26 protein-coding genes, 1 tRNA gene and 1 riboswitch are annotated in these 20114 nt (G+C 39.3%); of the genes, 16 read left to right on the top strand and 11 right to left on the bottom strand.

Annotated features, from left to right (window positions below; all coding sequences use genetic code 11):
* Nucleotides 1-145: 145 nt before the first annotated feature.
* The 6 genes from AC3ISB_RS27580 to AC3ISB_RS27555 all read left to right on the top strand — a co-directional run bounded on the left by AC3ISB_RS27580 (nucleotide 146) and on the right by AC3ISB_RS27555 (nucleotide 2272).
* Nucleotides 146-415: a hypothetical protein gene (locus AC3ISB_RS27580; RefSeq protein ID WP_489275174.1), complete on the top strand. Its 270-nt coding sequence runs from the start codon at nucleotides 146-148 to the stop codon at nucleotides 413-415.
* The gene (locus AC3ISB_RS27575) at nucleotides 412-648 is read left to right on the top strand and encodes a hypothetical protein (protein WP_489275173.1); all 237 of its coding nucleotides are present in this window, start codon (nucleotides 412-414) and stop codon (nucleotides 646-648) included. Before AC3ISB_RS27580 ends, AC3ISB_RS27575 begins: the two co-directional genes overlap by 4 nt.
* Before the next feature lie 16 nt (nucleotides 649-664).
* Nucleotides 665-1024, top strand: coding sequence for a hypothetical protein (locus AC3ISB_RS27570; protein ID WP_489275171.1), 360 nt, complete (start codon nucleotides 665-667; stop codon nucleotides 1022-1024).
* A gap of 33 nt (nucleotides 1025-1057) precedes the next feature.
* Nucleotides 1058-1384, top strand: coding sequence for a hypothetical protein (locus tag AC3ISB_RS27565; protein WP_489275170.1), 327 nt, complete (start codon nucleotides 1058-1060; stop codon nucleotides 1382-1384).
* Between the two features lie 75 nt (nucleotides 1385-1459).
* Complete coding sequence (locus AC3ISB_RS27560; protein WP_489275169.1) at nucleotides 1460-1828, top strand: cysteine-rich VLP protein; 369 nt, start codon at nucleotides 1460-1462, stop codon at nucleotides 1826-1828.
* Between the two features lie 159 nt (nucleotides 1829-1987).
* A complete protein-coding gene (locus AC3ISB_RS27555; RefSeq protein WP_489275168.1) occupies nucleotides 1988-2272 on the top strand; it encodes a hypothetical protein in 285 nt (94 codons plus the stop codon).
* 29 nt (nucleotides 2273-2301) lie between these two features.
* Here the strand turns inward: AC3ISB_RS27555 and AC3ISB_RS27550 are convergent, their stop codons facing one another.
* From AC3ISB_RS27550 to AC3ISB_RS27540, 3 genes are all read right to left on the bottom strand, one after another.
* A complete protein-coding gene (locus AC3ISB_RS27550; RefSeq protein WP_489275167.1) occupies nucleotides 2302-2745 on the bottom strand; it encodes a hypothetical protein in 444 nt (147 codons plus the stop codon).
* 133 nt (nucleotides 2746-2878) lie between these two features.
* Nucleotides 2879-3052: a hypothetical protein gene (locus tag AC3ISB_RS27545; protein ID WP_489275165.1), complete on the bottom strand. Its 174-nt coding sequence runs from the start codon at nucleotides 3050-3052 to the stop codon at nucleotides 2879-2881.
* Nucleotides 3053-3544: 492 nt separating this feature from the next.
* Complete coding sequence (locus AC3ISB_RS27540; RefSeq protein ID WP_489275163.1) at nucleotides 3545-3769, bottom strand: hypothetical protein; 225 nt, start codon at nucleotides 3767-3769, stop codon at nucleotides 3545-3547.
* Between the two features lie 334 nt (nucleotides 3770-4103).
* Here AC3ISB_RS27540 and AC3ISB_RS27535 point away from each other — a divergent pair, with 334 nt between their 5' ends.
* A complete protein-coding gene (locus tag AC3ISB_RS27535; protein WP_489275162.1) occupies nucleotides 4104-4709 on the top strand; it encodes a recombinase family protein in 606 nt (201 codons plus the stop codon).
* 214 nt (nucleotides 4710-4923) lie between these two features.
* On the opposite strand, the gene AC3ISB_RS27530 is transcribed toward AC3ISB_RS27535, so the two are convergent.
* The 8 genes from AC3ISB_RS27530 to AC3ISB_RS27495 all read right to left on the bottom strand — a co-directional run bounded on the left by AC3ISB_RS27530 (nucleotide 4924) and on the right by AC3ISB_RS27495 (nucleotide 11205).
* Nucleotides 4924-5445, bottom strand: a complete 522-nt coding sequence (locus AC3ISB_RS27530; protein WP_489275161.1) for a hypothetical protein — start codon at nucleotides 5443-5445, stop codon at nucleotides 4924-4926.
* A 94-nt stretch (nucleotides 5446-5539) separates the two neighbouring features.
* On the bottom strand, nucleotides 5540-5737 hold the full coding sequence (locus tag AC3ISB_RS27525) for a hypothetical protein (protein WP_377399237.1): 198 nt from the start codon (nucleotides 5735-5737) through the stop codon (nucleotides 5540-5542).
* Between the two features lie 99 nt (nucleotides 5738-5836).
* Nucleotides 5837-6205, bottom strand: coding sequence for a hypothetical protein (locus AC3ISB_RS27520; RefSeq protein WP_489275160.1), 369 nt, complete (start codon nucleotides 6203-6205; stop codon nucleotides 5837-5839).
* Between the two features lie 104 nt (nucleotides 6206-6309).
* Nucleotides 6310-7017 (bottom strand): hypothetical protein, encoded by a 708-nt coding sequence (locus AC3ISB_RS27515; RefSeq protein WP_489275159.1) that lies wholly within the window; start codon nucleotides 7015-7017, stop codon nucleotides 6310-6312.
* Nucleotides 7018-7134: 117 nt separating this feature from the next.
* On the bottom strand, nucleotides 7135-7434 hold the full coding sequence (locus tag AC3ISB_RS27510) for a hypothetical protein (protein ID WP_489275158.1): 300 nt from the start codon (nucleotides 7432-7434) through the stop codon (nucleotides 7135-7137).
* A 470-nt stretch (nucleotides 7435-7904) separates the two neighbouring features.
* Nucleotides 7905-9167 (bottom strand): hypothetical protein, encoded by a 1263-nt coding sequence (locus AC3ISB_RS27505; protein ID WP_489275156.1) that lies wholly within the window; start codon nucleotides 9165-9167, stop codon nucleotides 7905-7907.
* Nucleotides 9168-9909: 742 nt separating this feature from the next.
* Nucleotides 9910-10956, bottom strand: coding sequence for a tyrosine-type recombinase/integrase (locus AC3ISB_RS27500; protein ID WP_489275154.1), 1047 nt, complete (start codon nucleotides 10954-10956; stop codon nucleotides 9910-9912).
* Nucleotides 10957-11131: 175 nt separating this feature from the next.
* A tRNA-Arg gene (locus AC3ISB_RS27495) sits at nucleotides 11132-11205 on the bottom strand.
* Nucleotides 11206-11433: 228 nt separating this feature from the next.
* Between AC3ISB_RS27495 and AC3ISB_RS27490 the strand changes: the two genes are divergently transcribed.
* From AC3ISB_RS27490 to AC3ISB_RS27450, 9 genes are all read left to right on the top strand, one after another.
* Nucleotides 11434-12282: a polysaccharide deacetylase family protein gene (locus AC3ISB_RS27490; protein WP_489277040.1), complete on the top strand. Its 849-nt coding sequence runs from the start codon at nucleotides 11434-11436 to the stop codon at nucleotides 12280-12282.
* An 86-nt stretch (nucleotides 12283-12368) separates the two neighbouring features.
* A riboswitch (cobalamin riboswitch) is annotated at nucleotides 12369-12543 on the top strand.
* 182 nt (nucleotides 12544-12725) lie between these two features.
* Nucleotides 12726-13691: an ABC transporter substrate-binding protein gene (locus AC3ISB_RS27485; RefSeq protein WP_489277038.1), complete on the top strand. Its 966-nt coding sequence runs from the start codon at nucleotides 12726-12728 to the stop codon at nucleotides 13689-13691.
* Complete coding sequence (locus AC3ISB_RS27480) at nucleotides 13654-14709, top strand: FecCD family ABC transporter permease (RefSeq protein ID WP_489275153.1); 1056 nt, start codon at nucleotides 13654-13656, stop codon at nucleotides 14707-14709. The genes AC3ISB_RS27485 and AC3ISB_RS27480 overlap by 38 nt, the downstream gene beginning before the upstream one ends.
* 6 nt (nucleotides 14710-14715) lie before the next feature.
* Complete coding sequence (locus AC3ISB_RS27475; RefSeq protein ID WP_489275152.1) at nucleotides 14716-16188, top strand: heme ABC transporter ATP-binding protein; 1473 nt, start codon at nucleotides 14716-14718, stop codon at nucleotides 16186-16188.
* Entirely contained in the window at nucleotides 16185-17150 is a 966-nt protein-coding gene (cbiB, locus tag AC3ISB_RS27470; RefSeq protein ID WP_489275150.1) for an adenosylcobinamide-phosphate synthase CbiB, read from the top strand. The genes AC3ISB_RS27475 and cbiB overlap by 4 nt, the downstream gene beginning before the upstream one ends.
* On the top strand, nucleotides 17125-18198 hold the full coding sequence (gene cobD, locus AC3ISB_RS27465; protein WP_489275148.1) for a threonine-phosphate decarboxylase CobD: 1074 nt from the start codon (nucleotides 17125-17127) through the stop codon (nucleotides 18196-18198). Before cbiB ends, cobD begins: the two co-directional genes overlap by 26 nt.
* Nucleotides 18171-18746, top strand: coding sequence for a bifunctional adenosylcobinamide kinase/adenosylcobinamide-phosphate guanylyltransferase (locus tag AC3ISB_RS27460; protein WP_141992345.1), 576 nt, complete (start codon nucleotides 18171-18173; stop codon nucleotides 18744-18746). The genes cobD and AC3ISB_RS27460 overlap by 28 nt, the downstream gene beginning before the upstream one ends.
* Entirely contained in the window at nucleotides 18743-19534 is a 792-nt protein-coding gene (cobS, locus tag AC3ISB_RS27455; RefSeq protein ID WP_489275147.1) for an adenosylcobinamide-GDP ribazoletransferase, read from the top strand. The genes AC3ISB_RS27460 and cobS overlap by 4 nt, the downstream gene beginning before the upstream one ends.
* The gene (locus AC3ISB_RS27450) at nucleotides 19492-20109 is read left to right on the top strand and encodes a histidine phosphatase family protein (RefSeq protein ID WP_489275146.1); all 618 of its coding nucleotides are present in this window, start codon (nucleotides 19492-19494) and stop codon (nucleotides 20107-20109) included. The genes cobS and AC3ISB_RS27450 overlap by 43 nt, the downstream gene beginning before the upstream one ends.
* Nucleotides 20110-20114: the final 5 nt, after the last annotated feature.

The raw sequence follows: 20114 nt of genomic DNA, 5'->3' as shown, positions 1-20114 counted from the left end.
CTTTTTCAATTAGAGTAAATTTTCTTGGACACCTGTAAAAAGTACCTCCACGACAACCTATAAAGTAGGCGGTCTTATTGTTCGCTACGGTTGAGGGTGAGGCAATTGCTTCACTCTTTTTGTTTTGACTAAAAAGTCATAGGATATGACGGAAATTAACGAGGTGAGTGAAATTAAAATCACAGTTGAAATGTTGCCTTATTTATATGCGTGTCGTGGGCTAAATCAGTTTGAATTTGCTGAAATCATCGGCGTTCACCAATCTTATTTATCTTTGGTTCAAGCTGGTCAAAGACCGATGACTCCACGCCTTGAAACGAAAATCGTACAGGGCATTGAAAAGCTAAAAATCAGTTCAGAGGAACTTCATCAGATTTCTCATATGGTTGAACTAAAGTCGAGGTGTTATCAATGAAAGAGAAGTTACAAAAGATTCTGCACGCTATTCTCGCTAAGGATATTGAAAACAGAATCCTGGCTGAACATACAAGCTTTAAGTCAGTAGAGGAAATCGAATTTAAAATCCATGAAATATTGGATGCTAATTATTCTTTAAAAGATCAGCTGCACGAACTAGAAAAAGAAGTAGCTAGAAATAAAGTGCTTTTAAATGTTTTAACTGAGGCAAAAAAACGAAAACAAAAATAAAAAGGTGGTAATTTTTATGTCAGAATTTAATCCGGATTTTATTAAAGCATTAGCACATGGTGACAAAGCGGCCCATGAACAAATTAAAGAGTTACCGTTAATTGAACGTATGGCAATAGGTACAGCTATTGAAAAGATGAGACGTGATGAAAACATCATTCCCATGAGTGGCGGAATGTCAATTTACGAACAAAAGAAAAGTTCTTATGTTGATGATGACGCTGTTCGTGAGGCTATGCAAAGACGCATGGATATTGAACGTGAGAACAGAGAGTTCCAAGAAAAGGCACGAGAAGAATTTATCATGGAACAAACTAGACTAGCTATGGATAGGGCACGTGCTGGCTTGCCTCGTAACGATAAATTACCACGATAAATTAAAACTATAATTAGAAAAGGATGGATGAAAATGTTAAACGATTTATTTTATGGAATGCGTGATATCAGAAACGAGTATAAAGAGGTTGGTGTAACTGCCACTAAAACGGGTGAGGCAATCAAGTCACTGGATAGACAATGCAATGTACGTGTGGATGTGGAAGGCTTAGAGGGTGATGCTACTCTTTCGATTAAGTTTGAAGAATCTAATGACGGGGTTACATTTAACGAGGTTGGTACTTTCCCTATTCCAGACGCACATCATGGCGTACTGTTCGCTTCGTTTAAAGATCATGTACGTTATAGCTTAATTGTAGGCGGTACTAATCCAAATATGAATGTGACGCTTAGTTTCTAAAGCAATGCAATATTTTCAATGACCTGTTGGCTTAATGCTAGCAGGTTTTTCTATTTTATTGAGGAGGTAAGGGGAATGAGTTTACTGGATAAAGCGACTCACAGAAAAGTTAAATCATTAGCAAAAAATAGCTGTGCCAGCTTCATAAATGGTGGCTGCGTGTTCGGTGGTCCATGTGACTATTTTACAAAATGCGGAAAGAGTATCTCGTGTGATTATTTCGAGGGTTCAGTGTTACCAGCAGATAAGGAATTGGAACAAGAATACAAACAGCAACACGGAATCAGCTATGTAGAGAAATCAATCGGTGAATATGAACGTACTTGCAAGCGGTGTAATGAAGCATTCAAAACAGATTCAAAGAACGTTTTAACTTGTTCAGATACATGTCGAAGGCAATTAAAGCAACAAAGGAACAGTATACGAAAAGTGAGTCAAAGTTAAAAGTAAGAATGTTGATTTGATGGGCTTTCTGAGGGGTTAAATTGAAGGAAAATGAAGGGGTAAGGGGTTTATACCTAAACCACTATTAAATTCATAAGAATCCCTCTATAGCAGGCTTTGTGAGTCAAAGTTAAATATAATCTTAAAGGGGAGAATTAAATGGAACAATATACGAAAGAACGCTACACAAACATAATGGTAATGCCCTTAGTTAGTGAAGGTAGCAATAATGTCATGTACTTTTACAAGAAGCCAACACTAAGAAATTGTAAATGCACTTTCATAGATGGTTCAGTGTACTGGCAGAAGATGCTTACCAATGACCAATTCAAGGCAATAAAATCTGAACCAGATAAACTTTACCTAGACCAACAATGTACCGTTTTAGCGGGTGTAACTAGAAAACAGAAAATACAGGAATGTAAGCGAATGGGGTTAATTTAAAGCCCCATTCTTTTTTTGTCCCAATCACATTATTCTTTTATATAGTTAACTAACTCAACTTTAATATCTTCAATTTCGTCACTATTGGAATGGGATTCAGAATTAGCAGGACCTATATTAGGTGCGTCAATCTTTAGCACCACACGGTCCATTTTAGGATTCTCACTCGGGTCTCCCACAAGTATTAACATGTCTAATTGAAACCAGCCAGAATCAGCATTGCTATCTTTTCCAACAGAGTTAGTTATCAGCCCTGCTTCATTTACTCTCATTGGATTTACAATCATTTGCTTTCCGTACTGATCTTTAACGATTTTATCTAATCTTGGTTCAATCAAAAGGAATAATATACTTTCGGTACTCATATACATGACCTTTTCATTCGTAAACATTCTAGGAACTTTTGCGTCCACTAAAGCACCATTGGAAAACATGAGTATAGACGTAAAGATTAAAACAGCAAACTTTCTCATTAGAATCACCTCGTCAAGTTAGTTGCTGGTTTAGTTTCCCTTAAAAGATAAAATTGATTCACCAAGATACAGAAACACTTTGGTGTAAGTTTTGTAAGCATCAGACGTGGTTAAGTTAATCGCTTAATTCCTCTTATTTTTTGGGGTGCCTATTGATTGAGGCATTCAGCAACATTAACCCGATCCCTATAATTGCGGCAAAAAAGGTTACTATGACGCCCTGCGGAGTTCTAACCACGACGCTATAGATGAAACATGCCGTGAACGCAATGACGATAAGGATGTGTATCAATCGGTATCTGGTCATTAAAGCACCCCTTTCCCACATATTGAACTTTCCACATTATACCATTTATCCCTAACCAAGCCCACCACAAAAATTTTTAGTGGGGAAAAGGTGTCCAACCTATCGGGATTTCTGTAAACACCCCTTCCCTGGTCAAATCGGCAATACAACTATCCAGCAAGATGTTTCTAATGTCCTTTAAATCCACTTCTCCAACACTGATTGTGACAAAAAGGTTTTAAAATGGTGCTAATATTATCCGGAGACTTGAGGATGGTATATTATGGTGGTTCGACCCCGGGATATCCCTTCACCATATTGGGACGTTAACGGATCTCATGGCAGCCGGACAAGGTCAAGGTGCATTGGGGTTAATCGCGTTCCTTTTCTAATTCTATTTTGATAGTCACTTTTGATAGTGCTTCAACCCTTATTCCTGCGTTGTCATTCTAGCACTCTCGAATGTGTTCAGTTTTGATTGTTCTATTATGGTGCTTACAATGTCGGTTAGACCTACTTATTTAGTATTTCTTTTATCCATTCTATCTTCTTTTCTGCTTTGTATTCATTATCAAAGTTATCCATAAATTCTTTTAAAACATACTTAAGCACTTCTGTATTACGTAAAGGTTTACTAATAGGGCTAAGGTTATTTAATTTTTGCTTAAATTCCTCAAAATCTTTATAAAAAGTCTCATTACATTTTAAAATGCAACTTATCGTATAATCTTCTCTCATGTATTTCCCTCCATTTCATGAAATAATATACCAATTTTCATGAAAAAATGCAATAAAATTATTTACATATGTATATAGTGTGTGTTATATTTAAATATTTTAAATTAATTTTAAGTTAGTTGAGTTGAGTTGAGTTGAGTTGAGTTGAGTTAAGTTAAGTTAATCTTATTTTTGTTGTCTACAAAGGTACACCATAATAGACGGTAAAGAAACAACCTAGATAGTGTCTATTAAGTCTTGAAAATAAACCTTTATGAACGCCTATAAACTAATTGACCTTTATGTACAGTTGGTGTATATTAAGCCTATCAAATAGAAACGGTGGTTTTAATCAGTGGGAATCAATTTTGCGTACATAAGAGTTTCGTCTAAGGAACAGAACTTAGACCGTCAATATGAAGCTGTAAAGGGCTATGTAACGGACGAGAAATACATATACAGTGATAAGGCAAGCGGTAAGGATATGGAACGTGAAGGCTTTCAGAACATGCTTAAAGCTATGAGGGAAGGCGATACACTTTTCATTAAGTCTATTGACCGTCTAGGACGTAATAAAGACCTGATTAAGAGTTACTTAGAACACTTCAAGAAAGAAGGGATCAGGGTTAAAATTATCGACCTTCCTACCACCATGCAAGACGTACCAGCAGGAAACGAATGGGTTATCGATATGATTAACAACATCATCATAGAGGTTTATACGTCAATGGCTGAACAGGAAAGAGTTAATATTAAACAGCGTCAATCTGAGGGTATTGCGGTTGCTAAAGCTAAAGGTAAGCATTTAGGTAGACCAGTTTTAGAACTTCCTAAAGAGTGGGGCAAGTTGTACAAGGAATGGAAAGCTGGAAAGATCACAGCTGTAAAGTTCATGGAAGAAGTGGACATGAGGAAGGCAACATTCTATAAGAAGGTGAAAGAATACGAGGCGACACTCTGACCAGTGTTTAGCCTTTTTTTATTGCTTGCAGGGAGGACATTGTGCGGGAAAAGGTTTTCAGGTTGGCTGTCTAAATAGGGCGTTGAAGCGGTATTTCGCACAATTTTTCACAACTCTCAAATTAAGGAAAGCTATATGTACCAATGCGTCAGCCCCTCTTAGTAGGCAATTTCGGGTTGTGCAGAGGGTATAAAAAAACACCCTGAAATGGGTGTTAAAACGGTAATGCGTTATATACTGTACCTGCCATACCTATTAGAGATTGTACTGTACTTGCATTATCCGTAAAGGCTTTGATTTTCCCCATGACATCCATGAATTTGGTATTTGCCTCTTCCTGATCTTTACTCTTCATGATTTCCAGTATTTCAACCATCAGTTCAAAGGTTTCAGCCTGTTTCTCGTTACTTGTTTGAAGGAGGGAGGTCATTTCCGTTAGTAGGGCAGTATTTTTCTCAATTCCCTGTAAGGAACTTAAGACAGATTCTTTATACTCTGCTTCTCTCTGCCTTTCCTCTGCCTTACTTTGTTGAATACTTTCCAGATTAGCCTGCATTCTGCTTGTATCGACTTCTGTGCGTTGACTAAAATCAGCGATTGGGAATTTTGACATTTTAAGTGATTCGAGTATTTTATTCGGTTCGAATGCTTCCTTAAATATCCCACTACTGTTTCTCATCTGTTCCAGCCACTTGGCATTGTCTTGTATCACCTTAGCTACCTCTTTACTATCCACTTGGTTTCCTCCTCCTGTTTCTTATACTTCAATTCGGCAGAGAGGTAGATAGTCCTGCTACCGGTAAATAAAAAAAGCACACTTAATGGATGCCTTAAAGTATTGTTGCGTTCATAAATTTATATCTATCTTTGCTTAATCTTAACTTTTCGCTTAAAGCCTCATTTACTAACTCGTCTAAATCTTTTCCTTGTGTTTCATCAATTTCAACAATTTCATATGAATGTTCTCTTTGAGGTAGCAATCGGTTGCCCACCTGTTCAAATTTTACATATTCAGCTTGTACTCTCATTCAACCATCCCCTTTTAACCTACTTAATTCGCCAAAAAGATTATTTACCTGCCCCCCATAAAAAGAAAGCACCCATGATTGGCTGCTTTAAATTTTTTACTATAAATCTTCTTCGTTAATCCTAAGGATTATAAATTTATTGTAATATTTCTTTGATGATAATTTCTGTTCTAATTTGAGTTGTTCTTCGCTTTGTAATTTTTTAAGGCGACCATCAATCTCATCATAGTCAATTATAATTTTAGCATCATCAATTGAATGGTCACTTCTTCGTCGAAGATTTAATACGTCTGATAGAATGGCAATCTTTGTTTGTAACTCAACTCTTTCTTCCTTGAATTTGTTCAATGTATCTATTAACTCTTCATTTTCTTTCTCTAATTCTTGTCTCCATGTTGTTAATAAGCACTTGAATTTTCGTTCATCTTCCATTTTATATTCTTGTTCTATTTCCTCTATTGATTTCATTTTAAGATCATCTCCTTTTATAATATATATTTTACCTCTTTATACATAAATAGGAAATATAAATATATTAAAAAAGCACCCGTAATGGATGCCATAGATGATTGCTATACTTTTTCTTCAGTTTCTTCAAAGTGACTATACGACAACTCTTCGTATATGATTTTTTTCAAGGAATCGACCTTTTTTTCTACCTTTTCTATTTCCTTACTTACAAAAGAAGGTTGGTATGCTTTTCCGATTAAGTATATATGTAAGTTCGATATCTCCCTCAATGTTCCCTTACAGGATGCTGATACCTCTTTTGATAAAAATAATTCATTTGTTCTAAAATACTCTACTGTGTTAAAAAGTTCAGTGCCGAATTTATTAAGTTCCCTGTTGTATATGGTTTCACCTTTAAGGTCTAATTCCTCAAGATTGTATTGTTTCATTTGTTGTAATCTGTATGAATTTTGCGTTTTAGCATCTTCAATTAATTCCTTAAGATTATATGTTTTATCAGGTTCTTTATTTAAACCGTGAAATGTTCCTAATATAAAAGTAAATTCAACCAACTGACTTCGAACCTGATACAATCGCTTATATACCTCAGGATAAATGGTGTGTTTCTTTGTTGCATAAGCTTCAAAATCGAATAGCTTTCTACTTATGTCATACTTAGCCTTTTCGGTCATAACAGCCAATTCTTTTTTGTGATCTTCTAATTTCGTATTGAAATAGGAATCAATTTTCTTCTGAATAAGGTACTTAATTAAAAATCCGACTGCAACAATAACAGCAGTATAGCTAAAAGGTTTATAAATCCACTCCATAATGTCATTCCCCTTTTCACCTACTTAATTCGACAAAAAGGGACTCTAATCCTTCCATTCCTTTATTAAACGCCATATAAATCTAGAGTAAATGCCTTTACAGCGTTTCTGTTCATCTCAATTAAATTCATACTTTGCATCTTCAATCATTCTAATAATAAATTTGTACTCCTTAATGGAAAGATTATTTATATCAACTAATCTTCCCCCTCCGTCCCCGGTTATGGCTATATCATCCACAATTCCTTTATCATTTACAGTTATAAAATGCCGACCTTTATCATCAATTACCTCAAAACATAAAAATGTAGTTGTAGTATCCTCACCGTTACTTCGAAGTGAAGCTGGAAAGGCCTTAACCATTTTAGTCTCTCCTGAAAAAATAGTTCCATTCTTAATAATCGTTTTTGTTTTCATTTTGTATCCCTCCAAGTTTTTTTGGACTTCTTAAAGCCCCTTATGTTTAAGTACTTGCAATTTGATTTCACTTTAGGACATTGTATATAAAATATTTTTTTGAAATTCTAAACTAAAAACAAAGAGTGTTTATAATAGATCACCTTTCTTGAACCAAAAAAGCCAGGCTTTGAATTAACCTGACTTGAAATTCATATTATAAAAATCTAAACATACTCGGCTAAAGCCTCGCCTTCGGATTTTCACCCTCACTACTATAGATAAGATTCTTAGTGGAATTTGTTACTAGTGCCAAATTAACATGGAGAGGGGTAGCCGTTTTTGGCTATCCCTTGTAATGTAATTGGGAAGGTTTTATTATATTTATATTTATCTTTCTTATAAGGGAATACCCGAAAAACCCAGTGATACCAAGGGTTTCAGCGTTTGTTTGCTAGGCAGTGTCTAGCAATGTTTTATAGTAACAGTAACTAAATTTCATTATTTAAATATTGTTCCAACAGTGTTCTCATTCGTATAGAAGGAATATATACATGTATAGGCTGGTCAGTACGAATACGGCTGCGAAACAACCATTGAAGCAGTTCTGATAATGCGAATAATTCCACATTTATTTCTACCTCGTGTTTGCTAAAGAAGTTTTTTATCACAGGATTGGTATACCTGTTAGCTAAATAGATACATGTGCTTTTATGTTGATAATCATTAGTAGCACGTGCATTAACACTGACAAAGTGATCTTTTAATCCTGATGGCGTAACCTTATCCTTAAACTCTTGGAAGGTAGTCCACATGACTTCTTCTGTAGGAACACTGCATTTATGGCGATAAAAATTGTAGGCACTGTTTCGCATAAGCTTTTTTGTTTCAGTGTTCTTAGTCTTTTTCACTAAATCTGAGACACTAAGTGAAGAATGTTTCTTTCCAATCTTATTTATATCTATCTTATCTCTAGGTGATGAGTAGTAAATGTTGATTAGGTTCTTTAAATGTGAACGATTCTCTTCCTGATAAGGGATGTATGAAGAAAGTTTATATTCCTCATTTTTACATATTACAGATTTATAATTGTAATTGAGACCAAAAAGATCAAAGTAAGCACGTTGAATTTGTCCATTAAACATGTAAGTTAAGATAAAAACTTCCTCAAATGATTTAAAGGTTTCAACTGGAAACGTCCAATAAATCGCTATAGGTTCATTAGCCTCATCCTGATACATCATAAGATTGCCGGAATTAGCTAGATTACGGATCTTTTCGAAGTAACCCTGCTGATAGTCAACTTGTTCCCATGACACAATCCCTTTTTTGTCCACTTCAATAACCTTATTTTGTATTAGCATACTTAAATCATCTTTAGAAATCTTAACTTGTTCAATAACATCCATAACTTCATCCAAAATCAAAATGTAATTTTCCATCTCTAAAAGATCAATAACTTCACTATCCACACGTTTGAATAATGAGTGAGTGGAAACAATGTTTTCCCCATCAGCGATAAGTCGTTTAATATCCTCTAGCTTTGTTTCACCAGCACTATCACCGTCTGGTTGCTTAAAATCACGGTTAACAGAAGATAAAACTCGTTCTACTTCAGTTTTAAAAGGTGTAATGTAAATGAATTTTTGGTAAGTCGGTGCTTCATTCATATACTGAATTGCCCAGCTAGTTTTTCCACTCCCCATAATTGAATCGACAATGTTAATGTTTTTTTGAGTTGGTTTCAATAGCATATATAATCTCCCTCATCATGTCTGTTTTGTAAGAGTTAACTTACTCTCTTATCAACTTGCGAATTTCACATGAATTAGGACATATCTTTAAGGTAGTAATCTTAAATTTTACATAAGGTATGTTCTATATTTCCTTGATTGTCTTGACTTTTGGTTTTGAATTACTGCTGAATTAACCAGATTGTCTAGGAAACATTGGACAAAAGAATGATTACCTTTATAGCACTTAAAAAAATTAAGTACTATAAAAGCAGCCATTCATTAACACTGAATTGAACCGAGTTGTTGAGGGTTCCACCGTATCACCTTGTTTGAATGTTGTACTTTCATACTCAACAGACTTTTTACACGTTATGCTTGTCCAACGTGCCGAATATTATCGTTTGTCTGTTGCTACCTGCACCGTAATGCACCAAGCAACCAAACCGAACCGTTAATGGTCGTTCTCACCTAGTAACCACCAACAAACAAGGAAAGCTGTTAATGTGATTACGGTTGTTTTTTCTGCATTGGCTACAACCAGTACCTTTCAAGGTTAGATTTACTTGCTATTAGTAGGCATTCCAGCAAGAGGACGACTAACAGGATGCCTTAAAAAAGACAATACTTAATACGCCTTGCATTAACGAAATTTTTTCGATAAGATGAAGGTAATTAAAAGACTGATAGCTGTCCAGTTATTCAGTTTTATAGGTTTTGTTTTCTTGGCACGGTGCTGATGACACTGTGTCTTTTTCTGTTTTTAACGATTGCTACGCTTCATATACTTTCTCACTGGTGAAAACTTATTGTGCTGATCTTTGATGTGTAGGTCATCTAATTGCACATACTTTCTTGTAGTTGTGATATTAGAGTGGTCAACAATCTTCTGTAAGGTGAATAAGTCACCACCATTCAAAATGTAATTACGAATAAACGTATGCCTGAATCTATGTGGATGTACTTTTGGTATCCCTAATGCAGTTCCAACTTTGTGCAATCTTCTTCGGATTGTGTCACCAGTCAATGGTTCACCGTAAGCGTTCATAAATAGGGCTTCATGGTCTCCAAAATAAACGATACATTCATCATGTAGCTTTCTAAGTTCTCTCATTACTTCACGGCTTACAGGGATGTGACGACCTTTTCTGTTCTTATTTATTTCTGGTGGTATAAAGATTGATGATTCTTTAAATTCCATATTAGAAATCTTGGTTGAAATAGCTTCGTTAATTCGCATCCCAGTATCAAGCAAAAGCAAAACTAAAAGCTTATCTCGCCATTCCCCAAAATTGCGTTCATTGAAATAATTTAAAATCAATGTAACCTCATCATCTGAAAAACCTTTTACTTCTTCTTCAGCATCTAACTTAAGATTCTTGATATTCTTCATTGGATTATCAGTTGTTATGCCTTCTTCAAACCAGAATTTACACATGGTTCGCAATGTACGTAACCTGATATTTATCGTATTTACTGATAAAGTAGTGGTTTTCTCACGCTTCTTGTCACCTTCATATACCTTTTTGTCTTTTGAATAAGTTATATAAACTCTTATCAATGAAGGAGTTAAATCACTAACATGTTTAAAAGAAGGGTGATTAACTGTTAAATAATCTGTTAAGTACTTAATGTGATGTTTGTATTCTCCTAATGTTCGGTCTCGAACCCCTTCTGCAACTTTGGCACGAAGAAATATATCTAATGCTTCTTGCATCGTGTATTCAATCTTGAAATTATCAGTAGGCTTTCTGGTTTGCTTCCGTTCCTTCAAGGGAGTACCTCGTTGTTTAATTACATTTTTAGCCACAAAAAAAAGCACCTCCGAACATTGAAAACTTTTAGTGAATGGAATCACCATTGTTTCCGACATTCAGAAGTGCTTTTATCCTACATACGTAATACAGCCATTTACGGTTACATCAATAATTATTACCTGCTACAACACGGAGAAACCGCATTATAACAGGGCTTATAAACTTTAGCGTCCCAGATAGGAATCGAACCTACGACCTACAGCTTAGGAGGCTGTCGCTCTATCCTGCTGAGCTACTGGGACATATATATAAGTCGACGACTTATTTATTATATTTCTTATAGGCAAACTTTTCAAGCTTATAGCACATACTTATGAAAAAAATATTCATAAATGCTCAGCAGGTCACTATGCTCTCGTGTTTTCCTATTAATTCATTAAATGGAATACTTTATTATCCACTAGTTTTCTGATACTATTATACTAGAAAAAATTAGGGGAATGATAGTGAAAAGATATAGAGTTTTATGGATGGTGGCATTGCTGGGGATTTTAATTTTACCTGGATGTTCACAAGGGATTTTAGAGGGTATAGGCATAAAGACGGCTGCACCGATTGCGGAAGAAGACATTGAAGTGGTCGAAGCGGCTGAGAATGGGGCAGGGCAGGATTTGGAAGGCCAAATCGATACGGGAAACTGGGTAACGGCCGAGTCCGCTGTCCAGCTTCCAATCTTGATGTATCACAGCATTTCTGAAGGTAATGGCCTTCGGGTTCCAAGTGAGGAATTCCGAGCACAGATGGCTTGGCTTCGGGAGAATGGTTACTATACATTATCCCCTGAAGAAGCATACCTTGTTTTAACCGAGAATCGGATGCCAAGTGAGAAGTGCGTCTGGCTTACTTTTGATGATGGCTATACAGATAACTACACGGAGGCTTTTCCGATATTAAAAGAAAATGATATGAAAGCAACTGTCTTCATGATCGGTAAGTCCATTGATAAAGGTCATCACCTGACTGAAGATCAAATGTTGGAGATGAGCAGGAATGGGATTTCGCTCGAAAGCCATACCATCAACCATTTGGAGCTGAACCGCATGACTGCAGTGCAGCAAGAAGCGGAAATGGTTCAGTCGAAGGAGCTATTCGACCGTATCCTCGGCCAGGTCACGACAGTGCTTTCCTATCCGGTTGGCCGGTATAATGAAGAGAGTCTAAGGCTGTCAGAAGAAGCTGGATACAAGATGGCAGTCACTACCGAACCTGGGGGAGCTTCAAGGGACCAAGGGATGCATGCCCTGCATCGAGTTCGGATTTCACCCGGGTTATCAGTCGATGGTTTTGCGTCACTGATTGAAAATGCTTCAAAGCATTAAAGGTGGAAGGGTCATTTCGTACTTGTTCAGAAAAATCATATAATAATCGATTCTTACATGGTGTATAATGAAGGCAGTGAAAATTATATACATATGAACGATTTGGTGTCTTAATGACTTAAAAGGGAAGTTGGTGAAATGCCAACGCGGTCCCGCCACTGTATATGGGAGCTGACGGCTGTGTACCACTGTATGAGATATGGGAAGGTGCCGTTAACGATGACCATGAGCCAGGAGACCTGCCAGAATTCGTACACCTGTAACCTACGCGGATGGGAAGGTGTGTGGCAGACCCTAAGAAAGAGTCCGTAATGATATTGTTGCCATGCAAGCACCTTCCGTTTAACGGGAGGTGCTTTTTGTTTTGGGGGCATCTTCCAACCAATGCGTTTTTCTTTATTTAGGTGGGAAGAAATTAAATGAAAAGATTGTGGGGAATGAAAATGAAAAAGATTTTTGGTCTGATACTGTTAATGTTGCTTACTGCAGGCTTGATGGTTGGCTGCAGTGACGCTAAGGATGAAGGAAAAGAAAAGCAGCAAACGAATCATGCTCAACACGAAGCTTTCCCGATTACGATTAAAGATGCAACTGGGGAAAAAGTAACGATAGAACAAAAACCGAAGAAAATCGTTTCGTTGATACCAAGTAATACGGAAGTGGTCTTTGCACTTGGTTTGGGCAAAAAGGTCGTTGGTGTGTCCGACAATGATAATTACCCGGAAGAAACGAAAGAAATTGAAAAAGTTGGCGGAATGGAAATGAACACGGAGCTGATTGTCTCCATGAAGCCTGATCTTGTTCTTGCGCATGCATCAAGTGCCCATAATTCAAATGAGGGTTTACAGCAACTTAAGGATGCTGGAATAGATGTCCTCGTAGTCAATGATGCACAAAGCTTTGACCAAGTCTATAAGTCTATTGAGATGATTGGACAGGCAACGGGAGAACATGATAAGGCAGAAGAAATCGTTACGGATATGAAAACGAAACTCAAGGATATCCAGGAAAAGGCCAAATCCGTAAAGGAAGCGGATAGGAAGACCGTTTTAGTGGAAGTTTCGCCTTCACCGGAAATATACACACCTGGTAAAAATACTTTCATGAATGAGATGCTTACTATTATTTCAGCGGATAATGCTGCTGCAGAATTGGACGGATGGGCAAAAATTGATGAAGAGTCGATGATTGCTGCAAATCCGGATGTCATCATTACAACGTATGGTTACTATACGAAAGATTCAGTAAGTGAAGTGAAGGGCCGAAAAGGATGGCAAGACGTAAATGCTATTAAGAATGACCAAGTCTTTGATGTCCATTCAGACTTGGTGACCCGTTCCGGTCCACGTTTAATAGAGGGAGTAGAGGAACTTGCCAAATCAGTCTATCCGAACCAATTTGACAACTAAATGGGCGTTTGTTTATTTGATTGCGTTGTTAATTTTGTTATTCGCAATGACGATAGGCATTTCCTTTGGTTCGGTGCCAGTACCGGTTCCCGTACTTATGCAAATAATCGGCAAGGAGATTTTCCATTTGCCGATTTCTGCTGATCCGGATGTTATGCTTACGAATATCGTGATGAACATCCGCTTGCCGCGCGTATTGCTTGCGGGTTTGGTCGGGGCATCACTTGCGATTGCGGGTGCGGCTTTTCAGGGACTGCTCCGGAACCCGCTCGCTGATCCTTACACATTGGGTATTTCATCAGGAGCATCGGTCGGCGCCGTATTGACAATATTCTTGAATATTTCACTGCCGTTCATCGGTTTATATACTCTTCCGGCACTGAGCATCTTATGCTCAGTGCTCACGATGCTTTGTGTACTGACGTTTGCAAAAAAAATGGATCGATCGATGAAAGTGGAAACGATCATTTTAACGGGGATCATTTTTAGCTCGTTTTTAAGTGCCTTCATTTCATTGATGATTGCGCTGACGGGTGATGAATTAAGACAAATCATCGGCTGGCTGATGGGAAGCGTTTCAATGCGCGGATGGAATTACATTGCAATCATTTTGCCGTTTTTTATCATTGGTTCATTGATCTTGATCATGAATACAAGTGAATTGAATGCGATGACTTTCGGGGAAGACCGGGCAAAGCACTTAGGTGTGAATGTTAAGCGGCGGAAAATGTGGATCTTGATAGCCGGTTCGACATTGACAGGGGCAGCCGTTGCCGTTTCGGGGGCGATTGGCTTTGTAGGATTGGTCATTCCTCATTTTGTCCGAAAGATTTGGGGGCCTGACCATAAACATTTACTTCCGTTGTCATTGTTGATAGGAAGCGGATTCTTAATATTGGCGGATTTTGTGGCACGAACGATCATTGCCCCATCGGAACTGCCGATCGGGGTGATCACCTCACTTATCGGGGCACCTGCATTTGCGCTGATTTTATTAAAGAGACGGAGAGAAGGGTAAAAACGGATGCTTGAAGTAAGAGGGTTAACAGGTGGATATCATAACAAAGCTGTTTTGGACTCTGTCTCTTTTGATGTACATAAAGGGGAATTATTCGGGATTCTTGGTCCAAATGGCAGCGGGAAAACGACGCTTTTAAGCATGCTTAGCGGGGTGCTCGATTATAAAGGCGGAAGCGTACGGATAAGAGGTAGGGATTTGAAGGATTATTCGTCAAAGCAACTTGCACAGGTCATTGCTGTGCTCCCTCAACATTCCTCATTAGCTTTCTCTTATACAGTAAAAGAGACGGTCTCACTTGGGCGATATGCCCATCAATCAGGTTGGTTCCATAGTTGGTCCGCAGAAGATGAATCGATTGTCCAACGAGTTATGGAACAAACGGGAGTAGCTGATTTTCAGGATCTTCATTTTGAACGATTATCAGGAGGGGAGAGACAAAGGGTCTTGCTGGCACAGGCACTTGCCCAAGAGCCGGAAATCCTTTTTTTGGATGAACCTACGAACCACTTGGATCTTTCCTATCAAAAAGATCTTCTTGATCTAATGAGGAAAATGGCAAAAGAGCAGAAGTTGACCGTTATTTCAATTTTTCATGATTTGAATTTGGCAGGATTATATTGTGATCGGCTTATGTTGCTTGAGAAAGGGCAGATTCAGGTTGTTGATGTGCCGAACGAAGTGCTCCAACAGGAACGGATTCAGGATGTATATCATACGACGATCGAAAAACATCCACATCCCGCCCTTCCGAAACCGCAGATGTTCATCGTTCCGGAAAAGCATGGCCATGATACTATCCCATTGGAAATCGATGGTTCTTATTTGACAGTCGGTCCTGAAATGATTCAATTGGATTCTCCGATCCCGCTTAGAACGATGTCTTCTGGAGTGACTGGTTCAGGGACGGGCTGGCATAAATATTTTGTGAATAGGCACGTCCATCATGGCTATGATTGCGAGGACCATCATGTTGAAATGGCCGACTATTTAAAGACTCATGGTTTTGAACCTCAGGAAACGGTAGGGATGATGACAGCTGTCTATCTCGATACGGTTGCTTTCAAGCTACTAAGAGCTGAAGATTTCTCGGTTTTTATTATCGTGACGGCTGGTGTAGGCAATGCCATCGACGCTTCTTTAGCAGACCGGCATTCTTGGAGTTCCGCTCCAGGAACGATAAATACTTGGGTATTCGTAAATGGGCATTTGGCAGAAGAGGCTTTCATCCACAGCATAGTTACTGCGACCGAGGCAAAAGTAAAAGCCCTTCATGAGTTGCATGTCATGGATAAGGTGACAAATACATGTGCAACAGGAACATCGACAGACAGCATTTTGATTGCGGCAACTCAAAGAGGTGCAAAGCTTCAATATGCGGGCACCATCACTCCGCTAGGGAAGCTGATAAGTCGCGGTGTTTATGATTGTACAGTGGAAGCATTAAAGAATACTCGGAAACGGATTGAGGATTTATGATTTATCAGCATCTTTTTGCAGTTACGCTGGCGTTTTTCCTTGATCTATTAATTGGTGATCCGCCAAATTGGCCGCATCCAGTCAAATGGATAGGAACGATGATAAGCAAGTTGGATCTGGCATTCAATAGAGGGGCATATAAGAAACGGAATGGACTCTTCATGTTGATCATCGTCTTATCGGCGGTGTTACTGATTACTGGTCTTACCGTCTATTTGGCTTATCGGATCCATCCGCTTGCAGGTATCATTTGGGAAGCTGTTGTCATTTCTACTACGATAGCTCAGAAGGGCTTGAAGCAAGCTGGGATGGATGTTTGCCTTCCGCTTAATGAACGGGACTTTCCTGAAGCGAGGCTTAAGCTTTCCTATATCGTGGGCCGTGATACTGCTGATCTCGATGAATCCGAAATAGTCAGGGGAACCGTGGAAACCGTAGCGGAAAATACTAGTGATGGGATTACAGCACCGATGTTTTGGGCAGCATTTGGCGGTGCGCCGCTCGCGATGGTGTACAGGGCGATTAATACCTGCGATTCCATGGTAGGGTACAAAAATGATAAATATGGGCAATTCGGCTGGGCTTCAGCCAAGCTCGATGATATCGTCAACTGGATTCCCAGCCGCCTCACCGGATTCCTGATGTTGCTGAGCTCGAAATCCAGCCATCATGGATTTGGTGCCAGATGGAAGATATTATTCAATGACGCAAAAAAACATCCAAGCCCGAATAGCGGGTGGTGTGAAGCAGGCGTTGCTGCCATTTTGGGAATACAGCTTGGAGGCCGGAATATGTACAAAGGAATTGTTTCCGACCGTGCGAGGATGGGAGTTCCGCTTGTTCGATTGGAAGCAAAACATATACCAAAAACGATTACCATCATGCATCAGTCATCTTTTCTATTTCTACTGATGCTATGGCTAGGGGGACTTATTCTTGTTATTACCTTCTCATGGCTCTAATCCTCATTATCTTTACGAAGTGCTGGAAATCGAAATGCCTGAATCGGTTACCGACTTCAGTGCTAACATCAACCCATTGGGTCCGCCTTTACGCATAAAGGAACAGTGGTCTGGTTTTTTCGAAGGAATCCTTCAATACCCAGATCCGCATGCCATTGAACTGACAAAATCAATTGCAAAAAAAGAAGCACTTCCTGAGCAATCCGTTTTGATGGGGAACGGTGGTGCTGAAATAATCATGTTGGTAGCGAACGGATTAGCCAATCAACGGGTGCTAATCATTCAGCCGGCATTTGCGGAATATGCAGAAGCTTGTTTGGCAGCCGGAAGTAAGGTCGATTTTCACCAGCTTGATGCTCCTGAGTGGCAATTGGACTTGGATCGATTGATTCCCCGATTACCCGAATATGATGCAATTTTCTTATGTACGCCTAATAATCCGACGGGTGTTTCATTTAAGCGGGATACAGTTAGGGAATTGATCATTGAATGCCAAAAAGCGGATTGCCTGGTTGTCCTGGATGAGGCTTTTTATGATTTTACGGAGGATGCCTTTAGTTATGCTTCTTTAATCAATGTATTTCCACATTTACTCATTCTAAGATCAATGACTAAAATCTTTGCAATTCCGGGTTTGAGACTGGGCTATTTGCTTGCGGCACCTGACATCATAAAACGGGTAAGAAATTATAAACCGCATTGGAGCGTCAACCATGTGGCACTTGAAGTAGGGAAAATCTGTCTTGCAGAAGAAGCCTATATGAGAAAGACAAGAGACTATATTGCATTGCAAAAGCAAAAACTATTCCGGTTTTATGAGGAGCAAGGGTTGCATGTCTCCGATAGCACAGTAAATTTTTATTTGGTGAAAGATGAATCCTTATCCCTTTTCCCCTTTTTGCTAAAAAAAGGAATCGTACCGCGCCATACCTATAATTTTCCCGGTTTGGATGGAAGGTGGCTTCGGTTTGCAGTGAAGAGTGAACATGATAACGAAGCACTGATGGAGGGGGTAAGACAGTGGAGAAAGCAAGGCTCTGTTTTATAACCGGGGGTGTCCGTTCCGGAAAAAGCAGCTTCGCAGAAAGAAAAGCGCTGGAGTATGCACTCCAATCGGATGGGAACTTGCATTACCTCGCCTGTGGCCGTATCAGTGATGTGGAGATGGGTGAACGCATCCTTAGGCACCGGAAAGATAGAGAAAGCAGCCCGATTGCTTGGAAAACTTCCGAATACGCAACCGATATTACAAGAATAGGGGAGGACATTGATCAGGATTCCATCATTCTGCTCGATTGTCTGACAACCCTGCTTGATAACGAACTATTTGGCCCAGGTATTCCGCTTGAAGAAGAATTTTTAGATAGTGTTTTTTCAAAAATAATAACGGGAATCAATGAGATAAGAAAACAATCCAGCTGTTTAATAGTCGTGAGCAATGAACTGGTGCAGGAACCGATTTTCCAGGATGATTTCCTTCATATATACGGAAAAACACTGGGCCAGCTTCATCAAACGATCGTCGGGCAGGCCGATGAGGCCTATCTTGTAGAAGCGGGGATTCCGTTGCAAAAGAAAGGGTGCATGCAGGAATGAGCGGAGTGATCGGATTTTTAATTAACCTGCAGTTCTTTACGGTTTTTCCAATAAAGAAGCAGCTTCCGATGGAGAAGAAATATATTCACCGTGCCATTCAAACCTTTCCATTAGTAGGCCTTTTGCTAGGTTTGATATTGGGCGGTGTTTTGTATGCGCTCGTGGAATGGACCCCGTTGTCATCGCTTGCGATTGCCTTTTTCCTTTGGTTTTTGACGATGGCATTAACGGGAGGTTTGCATCTCGATGGCTGGATCGATGCAAGTGATGCTTTTTTTTCCTATCAGGATAAAGAGCGGCGATTGGAAATCATGAAGGATTCCAGGACAGGTGCATTCGGTGTCATCTCCGTCATAGTCCTATTGGCCGCCCGGTTTCTATTTATCTATGAAATTGTCGAAAGGGTAAATGAATGGACATACTTCTTGATCATTGCCCTTCCACTCTTAAGCAAATGTGTGATGGGTTATTTACTCATCCGGATGCCGCTGGCTAAAAAAGAGGGGCTAGGTGCTTTTTTTCAAAGTGCAGTAAAGAAAAGCAGTTTGCCCATTTATTGGCTGTACCTCCTATTAAGTCTGGCGATTGCCTGGAGCATCGATTTTAAGCTTGTCACCTTATTTTTCATCATGTGTCTGGCTGCGGTGTTTTTCCTGGTTTATATAAAACGTAAAATCGTCAGGTGGTTCGGTGGGATAACGGGGGATGTACTGGGGGCATCCGTGGAAGGGGTTGAGCTTTGGTTATGGCTGATATTGTGGCTATTACACTACTTCGCCATGGGCTGACGGAAGCAAATGAGCGAAAGGCCTATTTAGGCTGGACGGATTCCCCATTAAGCGTCAAAGGAGAAAAGGAAATACTGGAATTGAGAGGCTCTTATCCAATGTATGAAAAAATTCACAGCAGTGATTTGCTCCGCTGTGTGGAAACTGCACGACTGCTGTTTCCAAATGCAGTTCCGGTCAAAGACCCTTTGTTCCGTGAAATGAACTTCGGCAGTTGGGAAGGTCGGACGTATCATGAGTTGAAGACAGATCGAGATTATCTTAATTGGCTGGAACGTCCCATGGAGGCCCTTGTGCCCGGGGGTGAAAGCTATCCGGCATTTTCCGAGCGAGTGAATAATGGCTGGAACCATTTGACTGCCTGTAAGGAGAACCGAATTGCCCTAATGACACATGGAGGGGTAATTCGTGATTTATTGGTCCGCTATGCCCCGAAGGAAAAGTCCTTTTTTGATTGGGGAATTTCCCATGGCAGGGGATATGAGCTGATATGGGAAGACCGGGAAAGCTTAAGGAGGGGAGAACGCTGCACTTTGTTACAGGAGGCGCCTATAATGGGAAAACTAAATGGGTAAAGCAA

The organism is Peribacillus sp. GL_122 (assembly GCF_057835005.1).
This window is presented reverse-complemented; position numbering and strand designations above follow the sequence as displayed.

What these genes read in the sequence shown, in the direction of transcription:
- AC3ISB_RS27565 (WP_489275170.1), top strand. Translation starts at nt 1,058, where the DNA reads ATGTTAAACGATTTATTTTATGGAATGCGTGATATCAGAAACGAGTAT.
- AC3ISB_RS27520 (WP_489275160.1), bottom strand. Translation starts at nt 6,205, where the DNA reads ATGAAATCAATAGAGGAAATAGAACAAGAATATAAAATGGAAGATGAA.
- AC3ISB_RS27555 (WP_489275168.1), top strand. Translation starts at nt 1,988, where the DNA reads ATGGAACAATATACGAAAGAACGCTACACAAACATAATGGTAATGCCC.
- AC3ISB_RS27515 (WP_489275159.1), bottom strand. Translation starts at nt 7,017, where the DNA reads ATGGAGTGGATTTATAAACCTTTTAGCTATACTGCTGTTATTGTTGCA.
- AC3ISB_RS27570 (WP_489275171.1), top strand. Translation starts at nt 665, where the DNA reads ATGTCAGAATTTAATCCGGATTTTATTAAAGCATTAGCACATGGTGAC.
- AC3ISB_RS27580 (WP_489275174.1), top strand. Translation starts at nt 146, where the DNA reads ATGACGGAAATTAACGAGGTGAGTGAAATTAAAATCACAGTTGAAATG.
- AC3ISB_RS27510 (WP_489275158.1), bottom strand. Translation starts at nt 7,434, where the DNA reads ATGAAAACAAAAACGATTATTAAGAATGGAACTATTTTTTCAGGAGAG.
- AC3ISB_RS27490 (WP_489277040.1), top strand. Translation starts at nt 11,434, where the DNA reads ATGGTGGCATTGCTGGGGATTTTAATTTTACCTGGATGTTCACAAGGG.
- AC3ISB_RS27505 (WP_489275156.1), bottom strand. Translation starts at nt 9,167, where the DNA reads ATGCTATTGAAACCAACTCAAAAAAACATTAACATTGTCGATTCAATT.
- AC3ISB_RS27575 (WP_489275173.1), top strand. Translation starts at nt 412, where the DNA reads ATGAAAGAGAAGTTACAAAAGATTCTGCACGCTATTCTCGCTAAGGAT.
- AC3ISB_RS27540 (WP_489275163.1), bottom strand. Translation starts at nt 3,769, where the DNA reads ATGAGAGAAGATTATACGATAAGTTGCATTTTAAAATGTAATGAGACT.
- cobS (WP_489275147.1), top strand. Translation starts at nt 18,743, where the DNA reads ATGAGCGGAGTGATCGGATTTTTAATTAACCTGCAGTTCTTTACGGTT.
- AC3ISB_RS27475 (WP_489275152.1), top strand. Translation starts at nt 14,716, where the DNA reads ATGCTTGAAGTAAGAGGGTTAACAGGTGGATATCATAACAAAGCTGTT.
- AC3ISB_RS27450 (WP_489275146.1), top strand. Translation starts at nt 19,492, where the DNA reads ATGGCTGATATTGTGGCTATTACACTACTTCGCCATGGGCTGACGGAA.
- AC3ISB_RS27560 (WP_489275169.1), top strand. Translation starts at nt 1,460, where the DNA reads ATGAGTTTACTGGATAAAGCGACTCACAGAAAAGTTAAATCATTAGCA.
- AC3ISB_RS27550 (WP_489275167.1), bottom strand. Translation starts at nt 2,745, where the DNA reads ATGAGAAAGTTTGCTGTTTTAATCTTTACGTCTATACTCATGTTTTCC.
- AC3ISB_RS27545 (WP_489275165.1), bottom strand. Translation starts at nt 3,052, where the DNA reads ATGACCAGATACCGATTGATACACATCCTTATCGTCATTGCGTTCACG.
- AC3ISB_RS27485 (WP_489277038.1), top strand. Translation starts at nt 12,726, where the DNA reads ATGAAAAAGATTTTTGGTCTGATACTGTTAATGTTGCTTACTGCAGGC.
- AC3ISB_RS27525 (WP_377399237.1), bottom strand. Translation starts at nt 5,737, where the DNA reads ATGAGAGTACAAGCTGAATATGTAAAATTTGAACAGGTGGGCAACCGA.
- cbiB (WP_489275150.1), top strand. Translation starts at nt 16,185, where the DNA reads ATGATTTATCAGCATCTTTTTGCAGTTACGCTGGCGTTTTTCCTTGAT.